This window comes from Pseudomonas sp. ADAK18 (assembly GCF_012935695.1).
Taxonomy (GTDB): Bacteria; Pseudomonadota; Gammaproteobacteria; order Pseudomonadales; family Pseudomonadaceae; genus Aquipseudomonas.
Map to the genome: position 1 here is coordinate 2,138,622 of NZ_CP052859.1, position 17,611 is coordinate 2,156,232.

At 58.3% G+C, this 17,611-nt stretch carries 14 protein-coding genes; 4 read left to right on the forward strand and 10 right to left on the reverse strand.

The window, feature by feature from the left end; genetic code table 11:
* Positions 1-97 precede the first annotated feature (97 nt).
* Entirely contained in the window at positions 98-553 is a 456-nt protein-coding gene (locus HKK55_RS09640) for a carboxypeptidase regulatory-like domain-containing protein (RefSeq protein WP_169354442.1), read from the reverse strand.
* 342 nt (positions 554-895) lie between these two features.
* Between HKK55_RS09640 and HKK55_RS09645 the strand changes: the two genes are divergently transcribed.
* On the forward strand, positions 896-1,645 hold the full coding sequence (locus tag HKK55_RS09645) for a hypothetical protein (RefSeq protein WP_169354443.1): 750 nt from the start codon (positions 896-898) through the stop codon (positions 1,643-1,645).
* Between the two features lie 458 nt (positions 1,646-2,103).
* Here the strand turns inward: HKK55_RS09645 and HKK55_RS09650 are convergent, their stop codons facing one another.
* The 4 genes from HKK55_RS09650 to xylA all read right to left on the reverse strand — a co-directional run bounded on the left by HKK55_RS09650 (position 2,104) and on the right by xylA (position 7,402).
* Positions 2,104-3,240: a sugar ABC transporter permease gene (locus HKK55_RS09650; RefSeq protein WP_169354444.1), complete on the reverse strand. Its 1,137-nt coding sequence runs from the start codon at positions 3,238-3,240 to the stop codon at positions 2,104-2,106.
* On the reverse strand, positions 3,241-4,797 hold the full coding sequence (gene xylG, locus HKK55_RS09655; protein WP_169354445.1) for a D-xylose ABC transporter ATP-binding protein: 1,557 nt from the start codon (positions 4,795-4,797) through the stop codon (positions 3,241-3,243).
* 91 nt (positions 4,798-4,888) lie between these two features.
* Entirely contained in the window at positions 4,889-5,890 is a 1,002-nt protein-coding gene (xylF, locus tag HKK55_RS09660; RefSeq protein ID WP_169354446.1) for a D-xylose ABC transporter substrate-binding protein, read from the reverse strand.
* A 195-nt stretch (positions 5,891-6,085) separates the two neighbouring features.
* Entirely contained in the window at positions 6,086-7,402 is a 1,317-nt protein-coding gene (xylA, locus tag HKK55_RS09665) for a xylose isomerase (protein WP_169354447.1), read from the reverse strand.
* A gap of 164 nt (positions 7,403-7,566) precedes the next feature.
* Between xylA and HKK55_RS09670 the strand changes: the two genes are divergently transcribed.
* Positions 7,567-8,748: a DNA-binding transcriptional regulator gene (locus HKK55_RS09670; RefSeq protein WP_169354448.1), complete on the forward strand. Its 1,182-nt coding sequence runs from the start codon at positions 7,567-7,569 to the stop codon at positions 8,746-8,748.
* Between the two features lie 113 nt (positions 8,749-8,861).
* Here the strand turns inward: HKK55_RS09670 and HKK55_RS09675 are convergent, their stop codons facing one another.
* The 5 genes from HKK55_RS09675 to HKK55_RS09695 all read right to left on the reverse strand — a co-directional run bounded on the left by HKK55_RS09675 (position 8,862) and on the right by HKK55_RS09695 (position 14,821).
* Positions 8,862-10,244, reverse strand: a complete 1,383-nt coding sequence (locus HKK55_RS09675) for an LLM class flavin-dependent oxidoreductase (RefSeq protein ID WP_169354449.1) — start codon at positions 10,242-10,244, stop codon at positions 8,862-8,864.
* 36 nt (positions 10,245-10,280) lie between these two features.
* Complete coding sequence (locus tag HKK55_RS09680; RefSeq protein WP_169354450.1) at positions 10,281-11,126, reverse strand: amino acid ABC transporter permease; 846 nt, start codon at positions 11,124-11,126, stop codon at positions 10,281-10,283.
* The gene (locus HKK55_RS09685; protein ID WP_169354451.1) at positions 11,123-11,944 is read right to left on the reverse strand and encodes an ABC transporter substrate-binding protein; all 822 of its coding nucleotides are present in this window, start codon (positions 11,942-11,944) and stop codon (positions 11,123-11,125) included. Before HKK55_RS09685 ends, HKK55_RS09680 begins: the two co-directional genes overlap by 4 nt.
* Before the next feature lie 361 nt (positions 11,945-12,305).
* Entirely contained in the window at positions 12,306-13,028 is a 723-nt protein-coding gene (locus HKK55_RS09690; RefSeq protein ID WP_169354452.1) for a FadR/GntR family transcriptional regulator, read from the reverse strand.
* 56 nt (positions 13,029-13,084) lie between these two features.
* Complete coding sequence (locus tag HKK55_RS09695) at positions 13,085-14,821, reverse strand: IlvD/Edd family dehydratase (RefSeq protein WP_169354453.1); 1,737 nt, start codon at positions 14,819-14,821, stop codon at positions 13,085-13,087.
* A 192-nt stretch (positions 14,822-15,013) separates the two neighbouring features.
* Between HKK55_RS09695 and HKK55_RS09700 the strand changes: the two genes are divergently transcribed.
* A complete protein-coding gene (locus HKK55_RS09700) occupies positions 15,014-16,336 on the forward strand; it encodes an MFS transporter (RefSeq protein ID WP_169354454.1) in 1,323 nt (440 codons plus the stop codon).
* Positions 16,337-16,607: 271 nt separating this feature from the next.
* Positions 16,608-17,600, forward strand: a complete 993-nt coding sequence (gene araD1 / locus HKK55_RS09705; protein WP_169354455.1) for an AraD1 family protein — start codon at positions 16,608-16,610, stop codon at positions 17,598-17,600.
* Positions 17,601-17,611 lie beyond the last annotated feature (11 nt).

Below are 17,611 nucleotides of genomic sequence, written 5' to 3' on the forward strand. Positions count from 1 at the left end.
AAGTGATGAGGCTGCCACCTGTACACCCAGCTACGAGAAGCCCGCATCGGGTGCGGGCTTCTCGTGAGCTGTAGCGTTTGATTTCAACAATCAGCGATTATTTGGCATCGTTCCAGTGCAGATTCAGATCCTGAACAGCCCCGCCTTTAAGTTCAACGACACTCCGATGTTCGTGACCATTGCGAGTCCCGACAATCACATACTTTCCGGGTGCTAACTGAACGTAGACAATGGGGCCGACCTTGCTCAGCGTCAGCAGTGAGTGCCCCTGCATATTCTGAATCGCGATATCGACATCAGGCACGTATTCATTACCTGGACCGGTGGAAAAGGTCAGGTGGAGGGTGTATCCCTTGGCCTGCTGAATGGCTCGCGACTCGTCCAGACCAATACCACCGGACAGATAGGCAATACCGTTTTGCTGTTGCTGCTCAAGTTGCACGGCTGACGTATCGATCGGCTCACTGCTGGTAGCGTGCGATACCATTGCAGGGAACCCCGACAGCACGACCAGGGCGGCTCCAGAAAACGCAAGTAAGCGTAAGGACTTCATGATGATGACTCCTGGGTTCTTACAGAACCCATGTATGGATGCCACCACTTAGTGCAATGCCATAAAACGGTGGTATCCCGATTTGAGTACCCCCCTAGTACTGTTGATTCCTCAGGCTACAAAAAGTTTATATTTCGCCGATTGGTTGTTTTGATACCCCTCGGGTGATGGCTTCCACGAAGCAAAAAGCCAGCGGGCGGGCTGGGCTTTGTTACGAGGCTTGGCGGGTGCTCATTTCAATAATCTGGTCATCCCCATCGCACTTTTTTTCATTTTCTCGATCTATGTCTGTCCCGATCACGCTAATTTCCTGCGTGGGCAGAAGAACCAGATTTGGTGTCGATGGATCGTACGTTGCCTGTTTTTGTCACTCGATGGATGCGTCGGCCGCTCGTGCTGGTTGCAGTCTTCATGCTCTGCACCCTCGGTTGCAGCCAGCAGCAGGGGCGCGATATCGCCAGGCAGTTCAGTGATGGCAAGCCTGATGAGTTCTTCCAAACCAGCGTTGATCGTATGGCTACCCTGGGCATGCACGACAATCTGCAAAGCCTGTACTTGCTAATGAGCAAGCTCTATCTGCGTAACCCTAGCCAGTGGCGTCAATCGGGTTATCCAGATGCTGTCAGCGCTGCTCGGGAAGTCCGCCAGGCCATCGAACTTCGTCGACCATTGCCTGCCCTAGGGGAGCGTCGCGATCTAGAGGCCCTGAGCTATTCCTTAAGCCCTGAGTTTCGCGGCGACCGGGTTGGGGCCTTTATCTACGCAATCGGCAGCATGCTCGTTACCGCACACGGCGGGCGGACCGAGTTTTATATGACGAACTCGATCAATCCGCAGTTCGTTAGCAATGCTGCGCGTAATATCGAGAAGGCTACTTGGCTGCTCAGCCAGCGTCAGGATGCCAATGGGGTTTTATTGTTGTTCTCCAATGAGATATCGGAGGAGGCCAGCAACCTCAGTTTCGCCGTTGAGTTCGGCAAGATAGTCGCGCGCCTGGACCTGTTGACCCAAATGCTCGATGAGCGTTACCGACGCGTTGCGCTCAATTACGCGCAAAGTTTGCTGTTGATGAACTTCCTGCCGGTGCAGTAACGATCTGTGCAGACAAGCGTTTTTGATCGGGTCTCAATTGCGCAGATGCAGGTTCAGGACGCCGTAGGAGGGAGTTGCGGAGCAGGTTTCAATATTGCGGAGCAAAGAATAAGGGCCTGCATCAGGTTTCCCCGGCAAGTCCTTGATATAGATGGTGCCGAAGCTGGAATCGAATCATTCATAAGTAATTGAAAATTAACTATTTTATTAGTGTTTTTTGGCGATCCCCCGGCGTTTGTAACGGGTTGGTAGACAGGCGGCCCGTCGTAGATCAATCAACTGAAAGGTTTGAGAAATGCACGTCCCCTCGCAACGTTTCACCGGCAAGACTGCTCTCGTCACCGGTGCGAGTCTGACCGTCGATGGCGGTTATCCGGCCTGGTAGGGGCGGGCTTTAAATCAGGTGGCAGGCCCCTGGCGCGCCACCGTATTTTGGGTCAAAAGCTTCCTGTTGTCGCTCAGCGACGGCTACTGCGGGTGCTGACATCCACCCAGACAGCAAGAACCAAAATGCTGCCCTTGACGATCATCTGCCAGTAGCTGTCGACGTCGAGCATCGACATGCCGTTGTCCAGGCTGCTGATCACCAGCGCTCCGAGCAGTGCGCCGTAGACAGTGCCCGAACCACCGCGCATGGAGGTGCCGCCGATGAAGCAGGCAGCGATGGCGTCCAGTTCGCCCATGTTGCCGGCGGAGGGTGAGCCGGCAGCCAGGCGTGCGGTATTGACCAGGCCGGCGAGAGCGCACATCACGCCCATGATGCCGAAGATCCACAGTTTGACTGCCTGCACGTTGATACCGGACAGGCGCGTGGCTTCCATGTTGCTGCCCACCGAGTAGATGCGTCGGCCGAACACGGTTTGGCTGGTCACGTAGCTGAAGACACCGAGCAGCACCAGCAGAAGCAGTACGGGCACGGGAATGCCATCGTAGCTGTTGAGGGTGTAGACGAAGCCCGCCAGCACCAGGCCGATCAACACTACGCGTACGGTGTCGCGCAGCATCGACGGCACCGCCAAGCCATGTAAGGCGCGGTTGCGGCGTTGGCGCCAGGTCAAAAACAAGGTCAACCCGAACAGCAACACACCCAGAATCACCCCGGCCAGCGTCGGCAGGTAGCCTTGGCCGACGTAAACCAGCTCGGCCGACACTGGCGCAATCGTGGTACCGCCAGTGATGCCCAGCAGCACGCCGCGAAACGCCAACATCCCGCCCAGGCCCACGATGAACGAAGGGATGCGCAGGTACGCGGTCATGTAGCCGTTGCCCAGGCCAATCAGCAAGCCGCAGAGCGCAACGATGGCGAGGTTGAGCGGCAGTGGCACGTGGTAGACCACATCGAGAATAGCCGCGACGCCGCCGAGCAAGCCCAACATCGAGCCCACCGAGAGGTCGATTTCGCCACTGATGATCACCAACACCATGCCGCAGGCGAGAATGCCGGTGATGGACATCTGCCGCAGCAGGTTCGACAAGTTGCGTGGCGTCAGGAAGCCACCTTCGGTCTGCCAACTGAAAAACAGCCAGATCAGGGCAACGGCGAGAAACAAGGCGAGTATTTTGTAGCGCGTGAATAGCTGTTTGACCTGCATCATTTACGCAGACTTCCGATCAGTATGGTCATGCCCGTTCGGCTGGCTAAGTGCTGCGGCGAGCACCTGCTCCTGGGTCAGTTCATGGTTGATAAAATCGCCGCGCAGCTGCCCTTCGCCGATCACCAGCACTCGGTCAGAGACGCCCAGGACCTCGGCCAACTCCGATGACACCATGATGATTGACACGCCTTCGGCGGCCAGTGCCCCCATCAATTTATAAATCTCGTATTTGGCGCCCACATCCACACCGCGGGTGGGTTCGTCGAGGATCAGCACGCGAGGTTGGGTCAGCAGCATTTTGGCCAGTACGGCTTTCTGCTGGTTGCCTCCGGAGAGGCTGGTGATGGGCAGGAAAGGGGTCGCCGTCTTCAGGTGCATGCGCTGGATTTGCTGCTGGATGCTGCCCAGTTCCGCTTCGGCGTCGATGCGCGTGAGGTGGGAAAAATTATCCAGTACCGCGAGCGTGATGTTCTGCCCGACGCTCAGGTCCGGGACGATGCCCTGGCGTTTGCGGTCTTCGGGAACCATGCACAAACCGGCGCGAATGGACTTCAGCGGTGTGCGGGTGTCGATGGGTTTGCCATCCAGCCAGACTTCGCCTTCGTAGCGGCCGGGGTAGGAACCAAACAGCGCTGACACCAGCTCCGTGCGGCCGGCACCGACCAGCCCGGCGACGCCGAGGATTTCGCCGCGCCGCAGGGTGAACGAGATATCGTCCACCCGCTTGCGGCTTGGGTTGTCGACATCGTAGCAAGTGATGTGACGTGCCTCGAACACCACCTCGCCGATCTCATGGGGTTCGGTGGGATATAAATTGCTCATCTCACGGCCGACCATCTGGGTGATGATGCGGGACACATCCATGTCGGCCATGGCGGTGGTGGCGATGTGTTTGCCATCGCGGATCACCGAAATGGTGTCGCAGATCGCCGACACTTCATCGAGCTTGTGTGAGATGTAGACGCAGGCGACGCCCTTGGCTTTGAGTGTGCGGATGATGTCCAGCAGCACATCGATTTCCGAGCGGGTCAGCGCCGATGAGGGTTCGTCGAGGATGAGCAGGCGCGCCTTCTTGTTCAGCGCCTTGGCGATTTCCACGAGTTGCTGGTAGCCGCCACCGTATTGCGAAACGGGCAGGGCGACGTTCATGTCGGGCACGTTCAGTTCGCGCATCAGCGCTTCGGCACGGTGCATCATGGCGGGGTAGTTCATGCGTGCGCCGGGCAGTGTCAATTCGTGCCCCATGAAGATGTTTTCCGCAACGCTGAGGTCGGGCACCAGCGTCAACTCCTGGTGGATGATGACGATGCCGGCCGCTTCGGTTTCGGCAATAGAGTTTGCCCGCAACGGCTTGCCGTCCCAGAGGATTTCACCCTCCCAGGTGTCGCATGGATAGACGGCCGACAGTACTTTCATCAGGGTCGATTTGCCGGCCCCGTTCTCGCCACACAGGCCAACGCATTCGCCAGGCTTGATCCTGATATCGATACCATTTAGCGCTTTGACGCCATCGAAGGCTTTGACGATGTTGTTCATTTCAAGCAAATAGTCGGACATGACGAGTACTCATTCCACAGCGAAAAAGCGAGGTGATAGGCACGCTCCTTGCGAGCGCCGCCTTCGGCAACGCCCGCAGGAAACCGTACGGTTACTGCCCGGCGATTTGCGCTTTGGTATAGAACCCGTCTTCTTCCAGCACGTTGATGTTGTCTTTGGTCAGTGGCGTTGGTTTGAGCAGGATGCTTTCGACCTGTTTGCTGCCGTTGTCGTACTGTGAGTTGTAGGCGGGTTTCTCGTTACGCACCAGTTGCACCGACAGCTTGGCAGCCTCGGTGGCTAGCAACTTCAGTGGTTTGTAGACCGTCATGGTCTGGGTGCCGGCGATGACGCGCTTGATCGCCGCGAGGTCGGCGTCTTGCCCTGAAACCGGTACTTTACCCGCGAGTTTTTGCGCGGCGAGGGCTTGAATCGCACCGCCTGCAGTGGCGTCGTTAGAGGCCACGATGCCGTCGATTTTGTTGTTGTTAGCGGTCAAGGCGTTCTCGACGATGCTCAGCGCTTCGGTCGGGTTCCATTCCTTGACCCATTGCTGGCCGACGATTTTGATGTCGCCTTTGTCGATCGAAGGCTGCAGCACTTTCATTTGGCCTTGACGCAGGATCTTCGCGTTGTTGTCAGTCGGTGCGCCGCCGAGCAGGAAGTAGTTACCTTTAGGCTGGGCATTCAACACGCCTTGGGCCTGCATTTCGCCGACTTTTTCGTTATCGAAGGAAATATAGGCATCGATATCGGCATTCAGGATCAGCCGGTCGTAGGACAGCACTTTGACGCCCGCTTTTTTCGCTTCGGCAACGACGTTATTCAATACCGTGGCATTGAACGGCACGATGACAATCACATCGACGCCGCGGGAGATCAGGTTTTCGATTTGGGAGATCTGGCGCTGTTCATTGGCATCAGCCGATTGCACATAAACCTTGGCGCCCAATTGTTCGGCGGCCGCAGTGAAGTAGTCACGGTCACGCGCCCAGCGTTCGAGACGCAAGTCGTCGATGGAAAAGCCGATTTTCGGATGAGCCGCATCGGCCATGGCCGAGTTGGACAGCAGTGCCAGAACGCTGGTGAGTACAACGGTTTTCAGGTGTTTCATGATGGTGAGTCCCTTTTATTGTTGTTTAGACGCACTTCTGGACCTGGAACGTACTGCGCATGGAACTGTAGAGCGTTCTTGAGGGGATGAACGTAGAGGTTTGTCGCGAGAATGTCACCGCGCACTCACGTCAGCGCCTTGAGCAGGGTAGACCTGACGCATGGCGTGCATTCCCTCGACGATCGACTCCCGCATTTATGGGTAGATGAAGCGGTTCACCACGCCTTCGAGCATCTCTTGGCGGCCACTCACCGCTTGTGGGTTCAGCTCATGGCTGAAAGCATGTTCGGCCAGCGACTCCAGGCTGAAATCGCCTCCGAGCACGGCCTGTCCCAGCGATTGGTCCCAACCTGCATAGCGCTGGGTCTTGAAGCGCTCGAGGGCGTCGTCCTGGAGCATGGTCGCCGCGCGTTCCAGTGACAGCGCGAGTACATCCATCGCCGCAACGTGGCCGTAGAACAGGTCCACTTCGTCGAGGCTTTGACGGCGCACTTTAGAGTCAAAGTTGTAGCCGCCTCCTTTGAACCCACCGGCCTTGAGCACCTCGTAGGTGATCAGCGTCAGCTCTTCGACACTGTTGGGGAACTGGTCGGTGTCCCAGCCGTTCTGCGGGTCGCCGCGGTTGGCGTCGATGCTGCCGAAGATGCCGAGCGAAGCGGCGGTGGCGATTTCGTGGTGAAAGCTGTGGCCGGCCAGTGTGGCGTGGTTGGCTTCGATATTGACCTTGATTTCTTTCTCCAGGCCGAACTGGTGGAGGAAGCCATACACGGTGGCGCTGTCGTAGTCATATTGGTGCTTGGTCGGCTCCTGTGGCTTGGGCTCGATAAACAGCTCGCCAGTGAAGCCGATTTTGTATTTATGCTCGACCACCATGCGCATGAAACGCCCGAGTTGCTCGCGCTCGCGCTTGAGGTCGGTATTGAGCAGGGTCTCGTACCCTTCGCGACCGCCCCACAGTACATAGCTGGAACCCTTGAGGCGCTGGGTGGCGTTCATTGCGCTGAACACCTGCGCTGCCGCATAGGCAAACACTTCCGGGTTCGGATTGCTGGCGGCGCCGGCGGCAAAGCGTGGGTTGCTGAAGCAGTTGGCCGTGCCCCATAACAACTGGATGCCGGTCTCTTCCTGATGGCGTTCAAGTTGATCGACCATTTGCGCGAAGTTGTTGCGGTACTCCTTCAGGCTTGAGCCTTCAGGGGCGACATCGGTGTCATGAAAACTGTAGTAGTCGATACCCAGCTTGGAGAAGAACTCGAACGCCGCTTCGGCCTTGCCTCGCGCCATTTGCATCGCATCCCCGGGTTGTTGCCACGGACGCAGGAAGGTGCCTGAGCCGAACATGTCGCTGCCTGGCCAGACGAAGTTGTGCCAGTAACAGGCGGCCATTCGCAGGTGTTCGCGCATTGGCTTGCCGAGGATGATCTTGTTGGCATCGTAATGACGAAAGGCCAGGGCAGAGTCGCTATTGGGACCTTCATAGCGGATTTTTTCGACAGCGGGAAAGTAGGGCATCGCAAGATCCTTGTTGTTATGAGCGCAGGTTAACCTTGCCCCCGATACTAGCAACGGCCATGTGCCAATCGATTATGAAAATCACCAAACCCGAGTTCGATTTTGAGTAGTGGGAGGGGCGTTTTGCGTGCATAGTTTGCCGACATCTTGCAAGGAGACGCCCCGTGAAAACCGTCCCGCCCGCGCACCGGATCGCCCTGCTGTTCAACGGCAACAAGATTTACGACCGCGGCATCATCACCGGGATCGGCAACTACTTGAGCAGCACGCGGGTGTCGTGGGATTTGTTTCTTGAAGAAGATTTCGTTTACCGGCTGAAGGGGATCGAGCGCTGGCACGGCGACGGTATCATTGCCGACTTCGACGACCCGGCGATGGGCCCGGCGCTGGCGGGCATCCATTTACCGGTGGTGGCGGTGGGCGGGTCTTATGAAGATGAACGCGCTTACCCACAGCATATTCCTTACGTGGCCACCGACAATTTCGCCCTGATCAAGCTGGCGTATGAACACTTGATCGAGGCGGGGTTGACGCGCTTTGCCTGTTTCAGCCTCCCCGAAGCGGCTATCAATCGCTGGGCCCAGGAGCGGGAAAAAGCCTTTCGTCGACTGCTCCAGCGCGATGGCCTGCCAGTGGAGATCTATCGCGGGCTGGGCACTAGCGCACCACTATGGGATACGGCAGTTGAGCAGCAGATCGCCTGGTTGCACAGCCTGCCCAAACCGATCGGCATCATTGCGGTCAGTGACGCCCGTGCTCGTCAGTTGCTGCAAGCCTGCCTGACGGCTGGCATCCCGGTGCCGGAACAAGTTGCCCTGATCGGCATCGACAATGACCCACTGACCCGCACACTGACTCGCGTGCCACTCAGCTCCGTGATGCAGGGCACCGAAAAAATGGGCCGCACCGCTGCGCGTTTGCTCCATCAAATGTTGCACGGCATGCCCTCGGCAGGCAGTCAGATCCTGGTGCCGCCGGAAGCGGTCAACGTGCAGACCTCAAGCCTGCATCAACCTTTGGGTCATCCCTACGTCATGCAAGCGCTGCACTTCATTCGCCAATACGCCTGCCAAGGCATCAAAACCGCCCAGGTCGCCAGTTATGTCGGCGTCTCGCGTTCCTCGCTTGAGGCACATTTTCGCAGCGAACTTAACCGCAGCGTCCACGACGAAATCCTGCGCTTCAAACTTACTGCGGCGGTTGCCAGCCTGACAAATAGCGGCTCAGGTATTGCCGATATTGCCTATGACTGCGGGTTCAAGTCGGCGCAGTACCTGCATACGGTGTTCAAGCGCGAGTTTGGGTGTACGCCGAGGGAGTATCAGGTGGGGCGAGGAGGGGGGTAGCGCGGTGTGCTTGTATGCCAATCAAAAAGGCACCGCATCGCGCGACACCTCTCGGGTTCCGTCAAGGCGCGTTATCTGTCGGGTGCCTGCCAGCAAGTTACCTTGTGAGCGAACTACAGGTTGTTGTCGAAGCGAAATGAGGCTCCGTAAGCCGAGTCGGGTAAATAGTTGCTGCCATCGGCCCTCAGCCTGGACCTGAAAGTCCCACTCTGCGGTTGGGTTCTGTAGAGGCCGCGTTTTTGGAGTTCGGGAATGATCAGCTCCACGAAATCTTCAAGTGTGCCGGGACTGACCAAGGGATTGATCATGTAGCCGCTGGTGCCGGAAATGCGTGCGTGCTCTTCGATCTTGTCGGCGACCTGTTGCGGGGTGCCCACTAGAATCAAGTCGCTCCCACGGGTGACGTTGGCAAAGCGCTGTTTGACGTCGCCGGCTGTCAGTGGCTTGCCACTGCCATCGGGGCGCATGACATAGGACGTCAACCCTTCGGTATGGGTCGACAGTGCATCGCTGTCGGCGTAGCGGCTGATGTCGATACCGGTGTCGCCCGCATAACTGACGAGTTGTGCCTGAAGATGGTAGTTGCTTTGCAACGCATCATATTTACGCTGGGCTTCAATCTCGGTTTTGGCGGTGACGATACGCAGCACGGTCAGGGACTTTACATCCTCCCGCTGACGGCCTCGTGCTTGTGCCTGGGTCCAGATGTCCTCCAGGCCCTCGCGGATTTCCTGAGGGTTGGATTTGGCGATGAAAATCAGCTCGGCGTGCTTCGCCGCAAACGCGCGACCACGACCCGACCAGCCGGCCTGGATCAGCAGGGGGGTGCGCTGCGGTGACGGGGAGGTCAAGTGCGGCCCGGCCACCCGGTAATGTTCCCCGACGTGGTTGATTGGCCGCACCCGATCACCCCGCGCGTAGAGCTGGCGCGCCTTGTCCGCGACCACGGCATCATCGGCCCAACTGCCCTCCCAGAGTTTGTACACCACATCGAGAAATTCTTCGGCACGTTCATAGCGATCATCGTGTTTGATCATCTGCTCCAGGCCGAAATTACGCGCGGCGCTGGACAGATAAGAAGTCACGATGTTCCAGCCCACGCGGCCATTGGTCAGGTGATCCAGGGTGCTGAAACGCCGGGCATGGGTAAAGGGGTGTTCGTAGCTGGTGGTGACCGTGACACCGAATGCAAGGTTCTCTGTTACCGCGGCCAGGGCCGGAATGATCATCAACGGGTCGTTGGCCGGTGCTTCCACGGCCCATTTCATCGCGGCATCGGCATTGCCGCCAAAGACGTCGTAAAAACCCAGCACGTCGCCGAAGAACAGCATGTCGAGGTTAGCTTGATCGGCAATGCGCGCCAGGTTCGTCCAGTACCCCAGAGAATTGATCGCCAGCCGCTCGTCGGCCGGGTGCGTCCAGAGGCTCGGCGCACCGCCGCAGCCCACACTGGCTTGCTCGTAGAGTGCAAACAATAGAGGTTTTGGATCAGCCATCATGGCTCCTGAAAAAGTAGTCGAAGGGAAAGCGGGTCACCGTGGATTCTTGAACCCTTTGCCGAAATGTCGCTCAAGACGCACCTGTATCAATTCCAGGCCAATGGAGAGCAGCCAATAGATGACGGCCGCGGTGGTGAGCATTTCGATATAGCGATATGACGACCGACCATAGGACTGCGCCAGAAACATCACTTCCCAGACACCCATGACTGAAATCAATGACGAGTCCTTGAGCATTGAAATGAATTGACTGGTTGTCGGTGGAATGATCGTGCGCATCGCTTGCGGCAGAACGATGTGTAGAAACGTCGCCGTCGGCCCAAGACCCAGCGCCATCGCCGCTTCGCGTTGGCCGGGCGCTACGGCCATGATGCCGGCGCGAAAGATCTCGCTCAGGTAAGCCCCATAGTTCAGCGAGAGGGCAATGATGCCCGCGCTGATTGCACCGGGAACCACACCCAGTTGCGGCAGCCCCAGATAAATCAGCAGTATCTGAATCAGCAGCGGCGTACCGCGAAAAAAAGAGGCATAGAAACTGGCAATACCGAACGCCACCGCACTCGATGACAAGCGTGCCAGTGCCGTCACGAAGCCAAGAAGCAGCGACAGCCAGATCGAGCAAAAGCACAGAAACAGCGTCAGTGCGGCGCCCTGCAGAAAACCATTGGGCCCCAGATGCAGGCCAACCAGGTTCGGCCATTTCTCCAGAATGATCGAGAACTTCAGATCGAAGCTCATGAAAAACAGGGCACACACTCCAAGCAGTGCCGCCCACGTCAGATACAGGCGCGTGCGAAAGCCAAAAAACTGGATCAAACGGCGTGGCTCGGTTTTGGATAGAACATTCGTCTTGGCTGGGTGTGGATTAAGGGCAGTCATTGGCTGATATCGGCGCCGATCCACTTTTGGGAAATTTTGCTGAGCGTCCCGTCGGCCTTAAGCTGAGTCACCACCTGCGTGACTTTGGTATTCCATTCGGCATCGCCTTTTTCGATGGCCACGACGTTGGGCTCTGCATACAGCGTGTCGCCGGCAATTTTGAAGCGAGGGTCCTGGGCAATACGTTCGCGGGCAGTGATGAGGTTGGTGACCATGGCATCCAGACGAACACCTGTGCCGAGCGCCAGGTCCTGGAACGCCACGGTTTCATTGTCGTAGGGTGCTACCTGGACCTGGTCGAACGGGTAGATCAAAGGCTTGTCCTCGGCCCCCTCAATCACCAGATCCTTGTTCAAATACGCTTCGTAGGTGGAGGCGCTGATTACGCCGACTTTTTTACCCGAGAGATCCTTCGCCGAGGCGATGCCATTGTCCTTGGCGTTCACTACGATGACTGCCGGAGATTGGTAATACTCGACCGGGAAATCGAACACTTCAGCGCGGGCTTTGCTTGGGGTCATTGAGCAAACGCAGATGTCATAACGTCCACTCCAGCGGCCAGCCGCGATCACATCCCAGGACGGGGTCTCCAACTTGAGTTTTACCCCAAGCCGTTGCGCGACAGCCTTGGCAACATCTACGTCAAACCCATCCAACTGATTCTGCTCGTTGAGGAAGGAGAACGGTGGATAGTTTTCCATCAAGACACCGGTGAGCTCGCCTTTTTTCGTCACACGATCAAGCGTGGAACCGGCGAGCGCTACGGAGCAGGTAGCAAGCAAGGCAAGGCCAAGCGGCAGAAGGGCAGTTGTTTTCAAGGCGAGTACTCAGACGGTGATATAAAAAACACCGTTAGATTTAAACGCACTATAAAACCTATGTGTAATTGTTTAATGGAATAAGAAACTTGTATCGGGCTATAACGAGTGGCTGATCTTGAAGGGCGTTTTGTAGCCGCTGCCGAGGTACGAGGCTGCGATGGGCAAGACGGTATCTACAGGGGCTGTGTCCATCACCTGTAGCCGCTGGCGCAGCCTGCGATCGGCTGCGTAGCAGTTGCCAGGTCTTGAAACTGCTGAAGGTCCTTCGGCCCTTATCGCAGCCTCGTGCCTCGGCAGCGGCTACAGCGGGCCAAATCTACAGGACAACCGAACGTCCAGAAGCATTCTGGCCGCTGGGTTACAGCGGTGTCAGCACATTCATCACGGTGTCTAGGGCCACGCGGGTATCGTCCAGTTGCACCAGCGAGGCATGACGGGCACCGAGGGCATCACGATTCTTGATCGCCGTCAGTATCGCTTTGTGCCGGGGCAGGCTGAGTCCCTGGATGTCAGGACGACGGTTGGTGATGTTGATGGACTCTCGAAGTGGCAGCGACAGCATGTTGCACATGTAGGCGAGCAAGTCGTTGCGAGTTGCATCGGCAATCGCCCGGTGGAAGTCCAGGTCGGCTTGCAGCAGGGCGTCGTGGGTCTGGGCGGTTTCCATGCCCAGGTAGGCCTTTTCGATGACGGCGATGTCGGTGTCGGTGGCGGTGGACGCGGCCATGGCGGCGATTTCCGGCTCCAGGATTCGGCGTACACCGGCCAGGGTGTTGAAAAATTCGCTGTGGGGCGTCGACTGCATCAGCCAGGACAGCACGTCAGGGTCCAGCAAGTGCCACTGCGCCCGTGGGCGCACCACCGCGCCCACCTTTGGCTTGGAAATCACCAACCCCTTGGCACTCAGCACCCGAGTTGCCTCACGCAACACCGACCGGCTGACTTTGTATTCCTCGCACAGGGTAGCCTCCATGGGCAATCGTTCTTCCGGCTTGAAGCGTCCGGAAACGATGTGCATGCCCAAGTCTTGAACGATTTGGGCGTGCATGCTCTTGCGCGGCTTGGTCGGCTGCTGATCCATAACAGGGAAGCTACTCTGGCGAAATACGCGGCATCATAGCACCGCTCCTATCCCAATTAGTGGGAATGACGCGGCACCTCGGCGCCACGGCAGCCCACCAGGAAGTCGAAGTCGCAGCCTTGGTCCGCCTGCAATACGTGGTCGATATACAACTGCCGATAGCCCCCAACAATCAGTTGCTGTGGCGGTGCAAGGTCCGCCATGCGTGCCGCCAGTTCGGCGTCCGGAATGTCCAGGTGCAACCGCCCGTTGGCGCAATCGAGTTCGATCCAGTCGCCTTCCTTAACCGTGGCCAACGGTCCGCCGGCCGCCGCTTCCGGTGCCACGTGCAGCACCACGGTGCCGTATGCCGTACCGCTCATGCGCGCATCGGAAATACGCACCATATCGGTCACCCCCAAGGCCAGCAGTTTGGCCGGCAAGCCCATGTTGCCCACCTCTGCCATGCCGGGATAACCCTTGGGCCCACAGTTTTTCATCACCAGAATCGAGTTGGCATCAACGTCCAGTTCCGGGTCGTTGATCCGTGCCTTGTACATGTCGAAGTTTTCGAACACCACCGCGCGCCCGCGATGCTGCATCAGTTCGGCGCTGGCGGCCGAAGGCTTGAGCACTGCACCCAGTGGGGCGAGGTTGCCACGCAGCACACAGATACCGCCGTCGGCGCGGATCGGGTTGTCGAGGGTTCGGATGACCTCGTCCTTGCCGTAGATCGGCGCGTCCTTGGTATTTTCGCCGATGGACTTGCCATTGACGGTCAAGGCGTTGGGGTGCGGGAGCAGGTTGGCTTCACCAAGGCGGCGCAGCACCGCCGGCAGGCCGCCGGCATAATAGAACTCTTCCATCAGAAAGCGCCCGGACGGTTGCAGGTCGACGATGGTCGGCATGCCGCGTCCCATGCGGGTCCAGTCATCCAGATCCAGCTCGACGCCGATACGCCCGGCGATGGCTTTCAAGTGAATCACCGCGTTGGTCGAGCCGCCGATGGCCGCGTTGACGCGGATGGCGTTTTCGAAGGCTTCCTTGGTGAGGATCTTCGACAGTTTCAAGTCTTCGCGGACCATCTCCACTGCGCGCATACCAGACATGTGCGCGAGTACGTAACGTCGCGCATCCACCGCCGGAATCGCCGCGTTGTGGGGCAGGGAGGTGCCCAGTGCTTCGGCCATGCACGCCATTGTCGAGGCGGTGCCCATGGTGTTGCAGGTACCCGCCGAGCGCGACATGCCGCCTTCGGCCGCGAGGAAATCGTCGAGGGTGATGGTGCCGGCCTTGACCTGTTCGCTGAGCTGCCACACCACGGTACCCGAGCCGATGTCCTGGCCCTTGTGCTTGCCATTGAGCATCGGCCCGCCGGTGACGACGATCGCCGGCACGTCGCAACTGGCGGCGCCCATCAGCAGCGCCGGAGTGGTTTTGTCGCAGCCGGTCAGCAGCACCACGCCGTCGATGGGGTTGCCGCGAATGGCTTCCTCCACGTCCATGCTGGCCAGGTTACGGGTGAGCATGGCGGTGGGGCGCAGGTTCGATTCACCGTTGGAGAACACCGGGAACTCCACGGGGAAGCCTCCCGCTTCAATCACCCCGCGTTTGACATGTTCGGCAATCTGGCGGAAGTGCGCGTTGCAGGGCGTCAGTTCCGACCAGGTGTTGCAGATCCCGATGATCGGTTTGCCATGGAACTGATGATCGGCAATCCCCTGGTTTTTCATCCAGCTGCGGTACATGAAGCCGTTTTTGTCGGCAGTACCAAACCAGCTGGCGGAGCGCAGGACGGGCTTTTTCTCGGACATAGTTTGTTCTCTTATTGTAAGACTATATTGATCTAATTCTGGCTTAACATAGGCGTAAATTCGGCGGTTTGGAAGTGTTGTTGATTAAATAGTAATACTATATAGTCCGTTTCAACGAGGCCTGGCCCTGGCGGTTTTCCGCGAGAGGCGACCCGCAAAGCTCTATAAAAATAACAATCGGAGACTGATCACATGAGCCAGGAACAGCGGCTGATACGTCGCATCACGCTGAAACTGATTCCCTTCCTGATCTTGCTGTACCTGATTGCCTACGTGGATCGCTCGGCCGTGGGCTTCGCCAAATTGCACATGGGTGCGGATGTCGGCATCGGCGATGCGGCGTATGGCTTGGGGGCAGGGCTGTTCTTTATTGGCTACTTTCTCCTGGAAATCCCCAGCAACCTGATGCTCGACCGCTTCGGCGCACGGCGTTGGTTTGCACGCATCATGGTTACCTGGGGCGCCATCACCATTGGCATGGCGTTCGTTCAGGGCCCCCACAGTTTCTATGTGATGCGCTTTCTGCTGGGCGCAGCCGAAGCCGGGTTTTTCCCGGGCGTCCTCTACTACATCACTCAATGGTTCCCGGTGCGCCACCGCGGCAAAATCCTCGGGTTATTCATCCTCTCGCAACCCATCGCGATGATGATCACCGGCCCTGTGGCGGGCGGCTTGCTCGGCATGGACGGGGTCCTCGGCCTGCATGGCTGGCAGTGGTTGTTCATCGTCATCGGTACGCCGGCGATTCTTCTGACCTGGCCGGTACTGCGTTACCTGCCGGATGGGCCACACCAGGTCAAATGGATGGATCAGGCCGAGAAGGACTGGTTGACCGGCGAGCTGAACAAGGACCTGCAAGCCTACGGCCAGACCCGTCACGGTAATCCGCTGCATGCCCTGAAGGACAAACGCGTGTTGCTGCTGGCGCTGTTCTACCTGCCGGTGACCTTGAGCATTTATGGTCTGGGCCTGTGGCTGCCGACCTTGATCAAGCAGTTCGGCGGCAGCGACCTGACCACCGGGTTCGTGTCTTCGGTGCCGTACGTTTTCGGGATCATTGGTTTGCTGATTATTCCGCACAGTTCCGACCGCTTGAATGATCGCTACGGCCACCTGGCGGTGCTGTACGTGTTGGGTGCAATCGGTCTGTTTTTCAGCGCTTGGCTGACGGCTCCGGTGCTGCAGCTGGCGGCGCTGTGCCTGGTAGCATTCGCGCTGTTCTCTTGCACGGCGGTGTTCTGGACCTTGCCGGGGCGTTTTTTTGCCGGCGCCAGCGCGGCGGCAGGTATTGCCTTGATCAATTCGGTGGGCAACCTCGGCGGCTACATCGGCCCGTTCGTGATCGGCGCACTCAAGGAGTACACCGGCAACTTGGCGTCGGGCTTGTACTTCCTAGCGTGCGTGATGGTGTTCGGGTTGTTGTTGACCGGGATGGTCTATCGACTGCTGGAGCGCAAGCACGTGCTGCCGGCCGACCAGTTCGCCGCCAGCGCTCGTGGCGCTTCGCGTACTTAATTACATGCCTTTCAAGGCCTTACAAAAACAGCCGTATTTGGAGAGCGAACACTGACTTTGTGGCGAGGGGGCTTGCCCCCGTTGGGCTGCGCAGCGGCCCTAAAACCTGCCATCTCGGTCTATCTGAAAAACTCAGCGATCCTGGTGGGGCCGCTTCGCGGCCCAACGGGGGCAAGCCCCCTCGCCACAGGGGTTGTGTTCGCCTTTCAGTGACCAGCCAAAAAATACCTTGAAAGGGCGTGGTACTTAATGGGCAATCAGGAGAACACTCATGGGTTTAGTGCAGTTTGAATTGAGTAACGGCGAACGCCGAGTAGGCGTGGTCGAGGGCGGGCAGGTTCGCGAGGTGCAATCCGCACGCACGGTACGCGACCTGGCACTTGCCGCCATCGAGGCAGGGCTGACCTTGCGCCAGCAAATAGAACGTCTGGGCCTGGCGGCCAGCCACGACTACGCCGAACTGCTGGCCAAGCAAAGAATTTTGCCCCCGCTGGATCACCCGGACCCGGCGCATATGTTGGTCAGCGGTACCGGCCTGACCCATCTGGGCAGTGCATCGGCGCGGGACAAGATGCACCAGCAGGCGGGTGATGAGAGCACGATGACCGACACCATACGCATCTTCAAATGGGGGGTGGAGGGCGGTAAACCCGCCGCTGGCCAGGCCGGCGTGCAACCGGAGTGGTTCTACAAAGGCGACGGCAGCATCGTCGTGCGCCCGGGCCGTCCGTTCCCGGTGCCGGCGTTTGCCGAAGACGCCGGCGAAGAGCCGGAAATCGCCGGGCTGTATGTCATTGGCCACGACGCCAAGCCCTATCGACTGGGTTACGCGGTGGGCAATGAGTTTTCCGACCACGTGATGGAACGCAAGAATTACCTGTACCTGGCCCATTCCAAACTGCGCAGTTGCAGCTACGGTCCCGAGTTGCGGGTGGGTGAGTTGCCCAAGCATCTGGCGGGCACCAGCCGTATTGTGCGCAACGGCGAGGTGCTGTGGCAGAACGAATTCCTCAGTGGTGAAGCCAACATGTGCCACAGCCTGGAAAACCTTGAATACCACCATTTCAAATACAGCCAGTTCCTGCGGCCAGGGGATGTACATATCCATTTCTTCGGCACAGCCACCTTGTCGTTTGCCGACGGCATTCGTACCCAGCCAGGTGATGTGTTCGAAATCAGCCAGGCTGAATTCGGCGCGCCCTTGATCAATGGCATTGCCAGGGTCGATGGGGTTGTGGCGCCCGGTGACGTAGGCACCCTTTAAAGGAGACAGGC

Bases quoted from the DNA above. Each gene is read 5' to 3' on its own strand.
- HKK55_RS09640 (WP_169354442.1), bottom strand. From the start codon at position 553: ATGAAGTCCTTACGCTTACTTGCGTTTTCTGGAGCCGCCCTGGTCGTG.
- HKK55_RS09645 (WP_169354443.1), top strand. From the start codon at position 896: ATGGATCGTACGTTGCCTGTTTTTGTCACTCGATGGATGCGTCGGCCG.
- HKK55_RS09650 (WP_169354444.1), bottom strand. From the start codon at position 3,240: ATGATGCAGGTCAAACAGCTATTCACGCGCTACAAAATACTCGCCTTG.
- xylG (WP_169354445.1), bottom strand. From the start codon at position 4,797: ATGTCCGACTATTTGCTTGAAATGAACAACATCGTCAAAGCCTTCGAT.
- xylF (WP_169354446.1), bottom strand. From the start codon at position 5,890: ATGAAACACCTGAAAACCGTTGTACTCACCAGCGTTCTGGCACTGCTG.
- xylA (WP_169354447.1), bottom strand. From the start codon at position 7,402: ATGCCCTACTTTCCCGCTGTCGAAAAAATCCGCTATGAAGGTCCCAAT.
- HKK55_RS09675 (WP_169354449.1), bottom strand. From the start codon at position 10,244: ATGGCTGATCCAAAACCTCTATTGTTTGCACTCTACGAGCAAGCCAGT.
- HKK55_RS09680 (WP_169354450.1), bottom strand. From the start codon at position 11,126: ATGACTGCCCTTAATCCACACCCAGCCAAGACGAATGTTCTATCCAAA.
- HKK55_RS09690 (WP_169354452.1), bottom strand. From the start codon at position 13,028: ATGGATCAGCAGCCGACCAAGCCGCGCAAGAGCATGCACGCCCAAATC.
- HKK55_RS09695 (WP_169354453.1), bottom strand. From the start codon at position 14,821: ATGTCCGAGAAAAAGCCCGTCCTGCGCTCCGCCAGCTGGTTTGGTACT.
- HKK55_RS09700 (WP_169354454.1), top strand. From the start codon at position 15,014: ATGAGCCAGGAACAGCGGCTGATACGTCGCATCACGCTGAAACTGATT.
- araD1 (WP_169354455.1), top strand. From the start codon at position 16,608: ATGGGTTTAGTGCAGTTTGAATTGAGTAACGGCGAACGCCGAGTAGGC.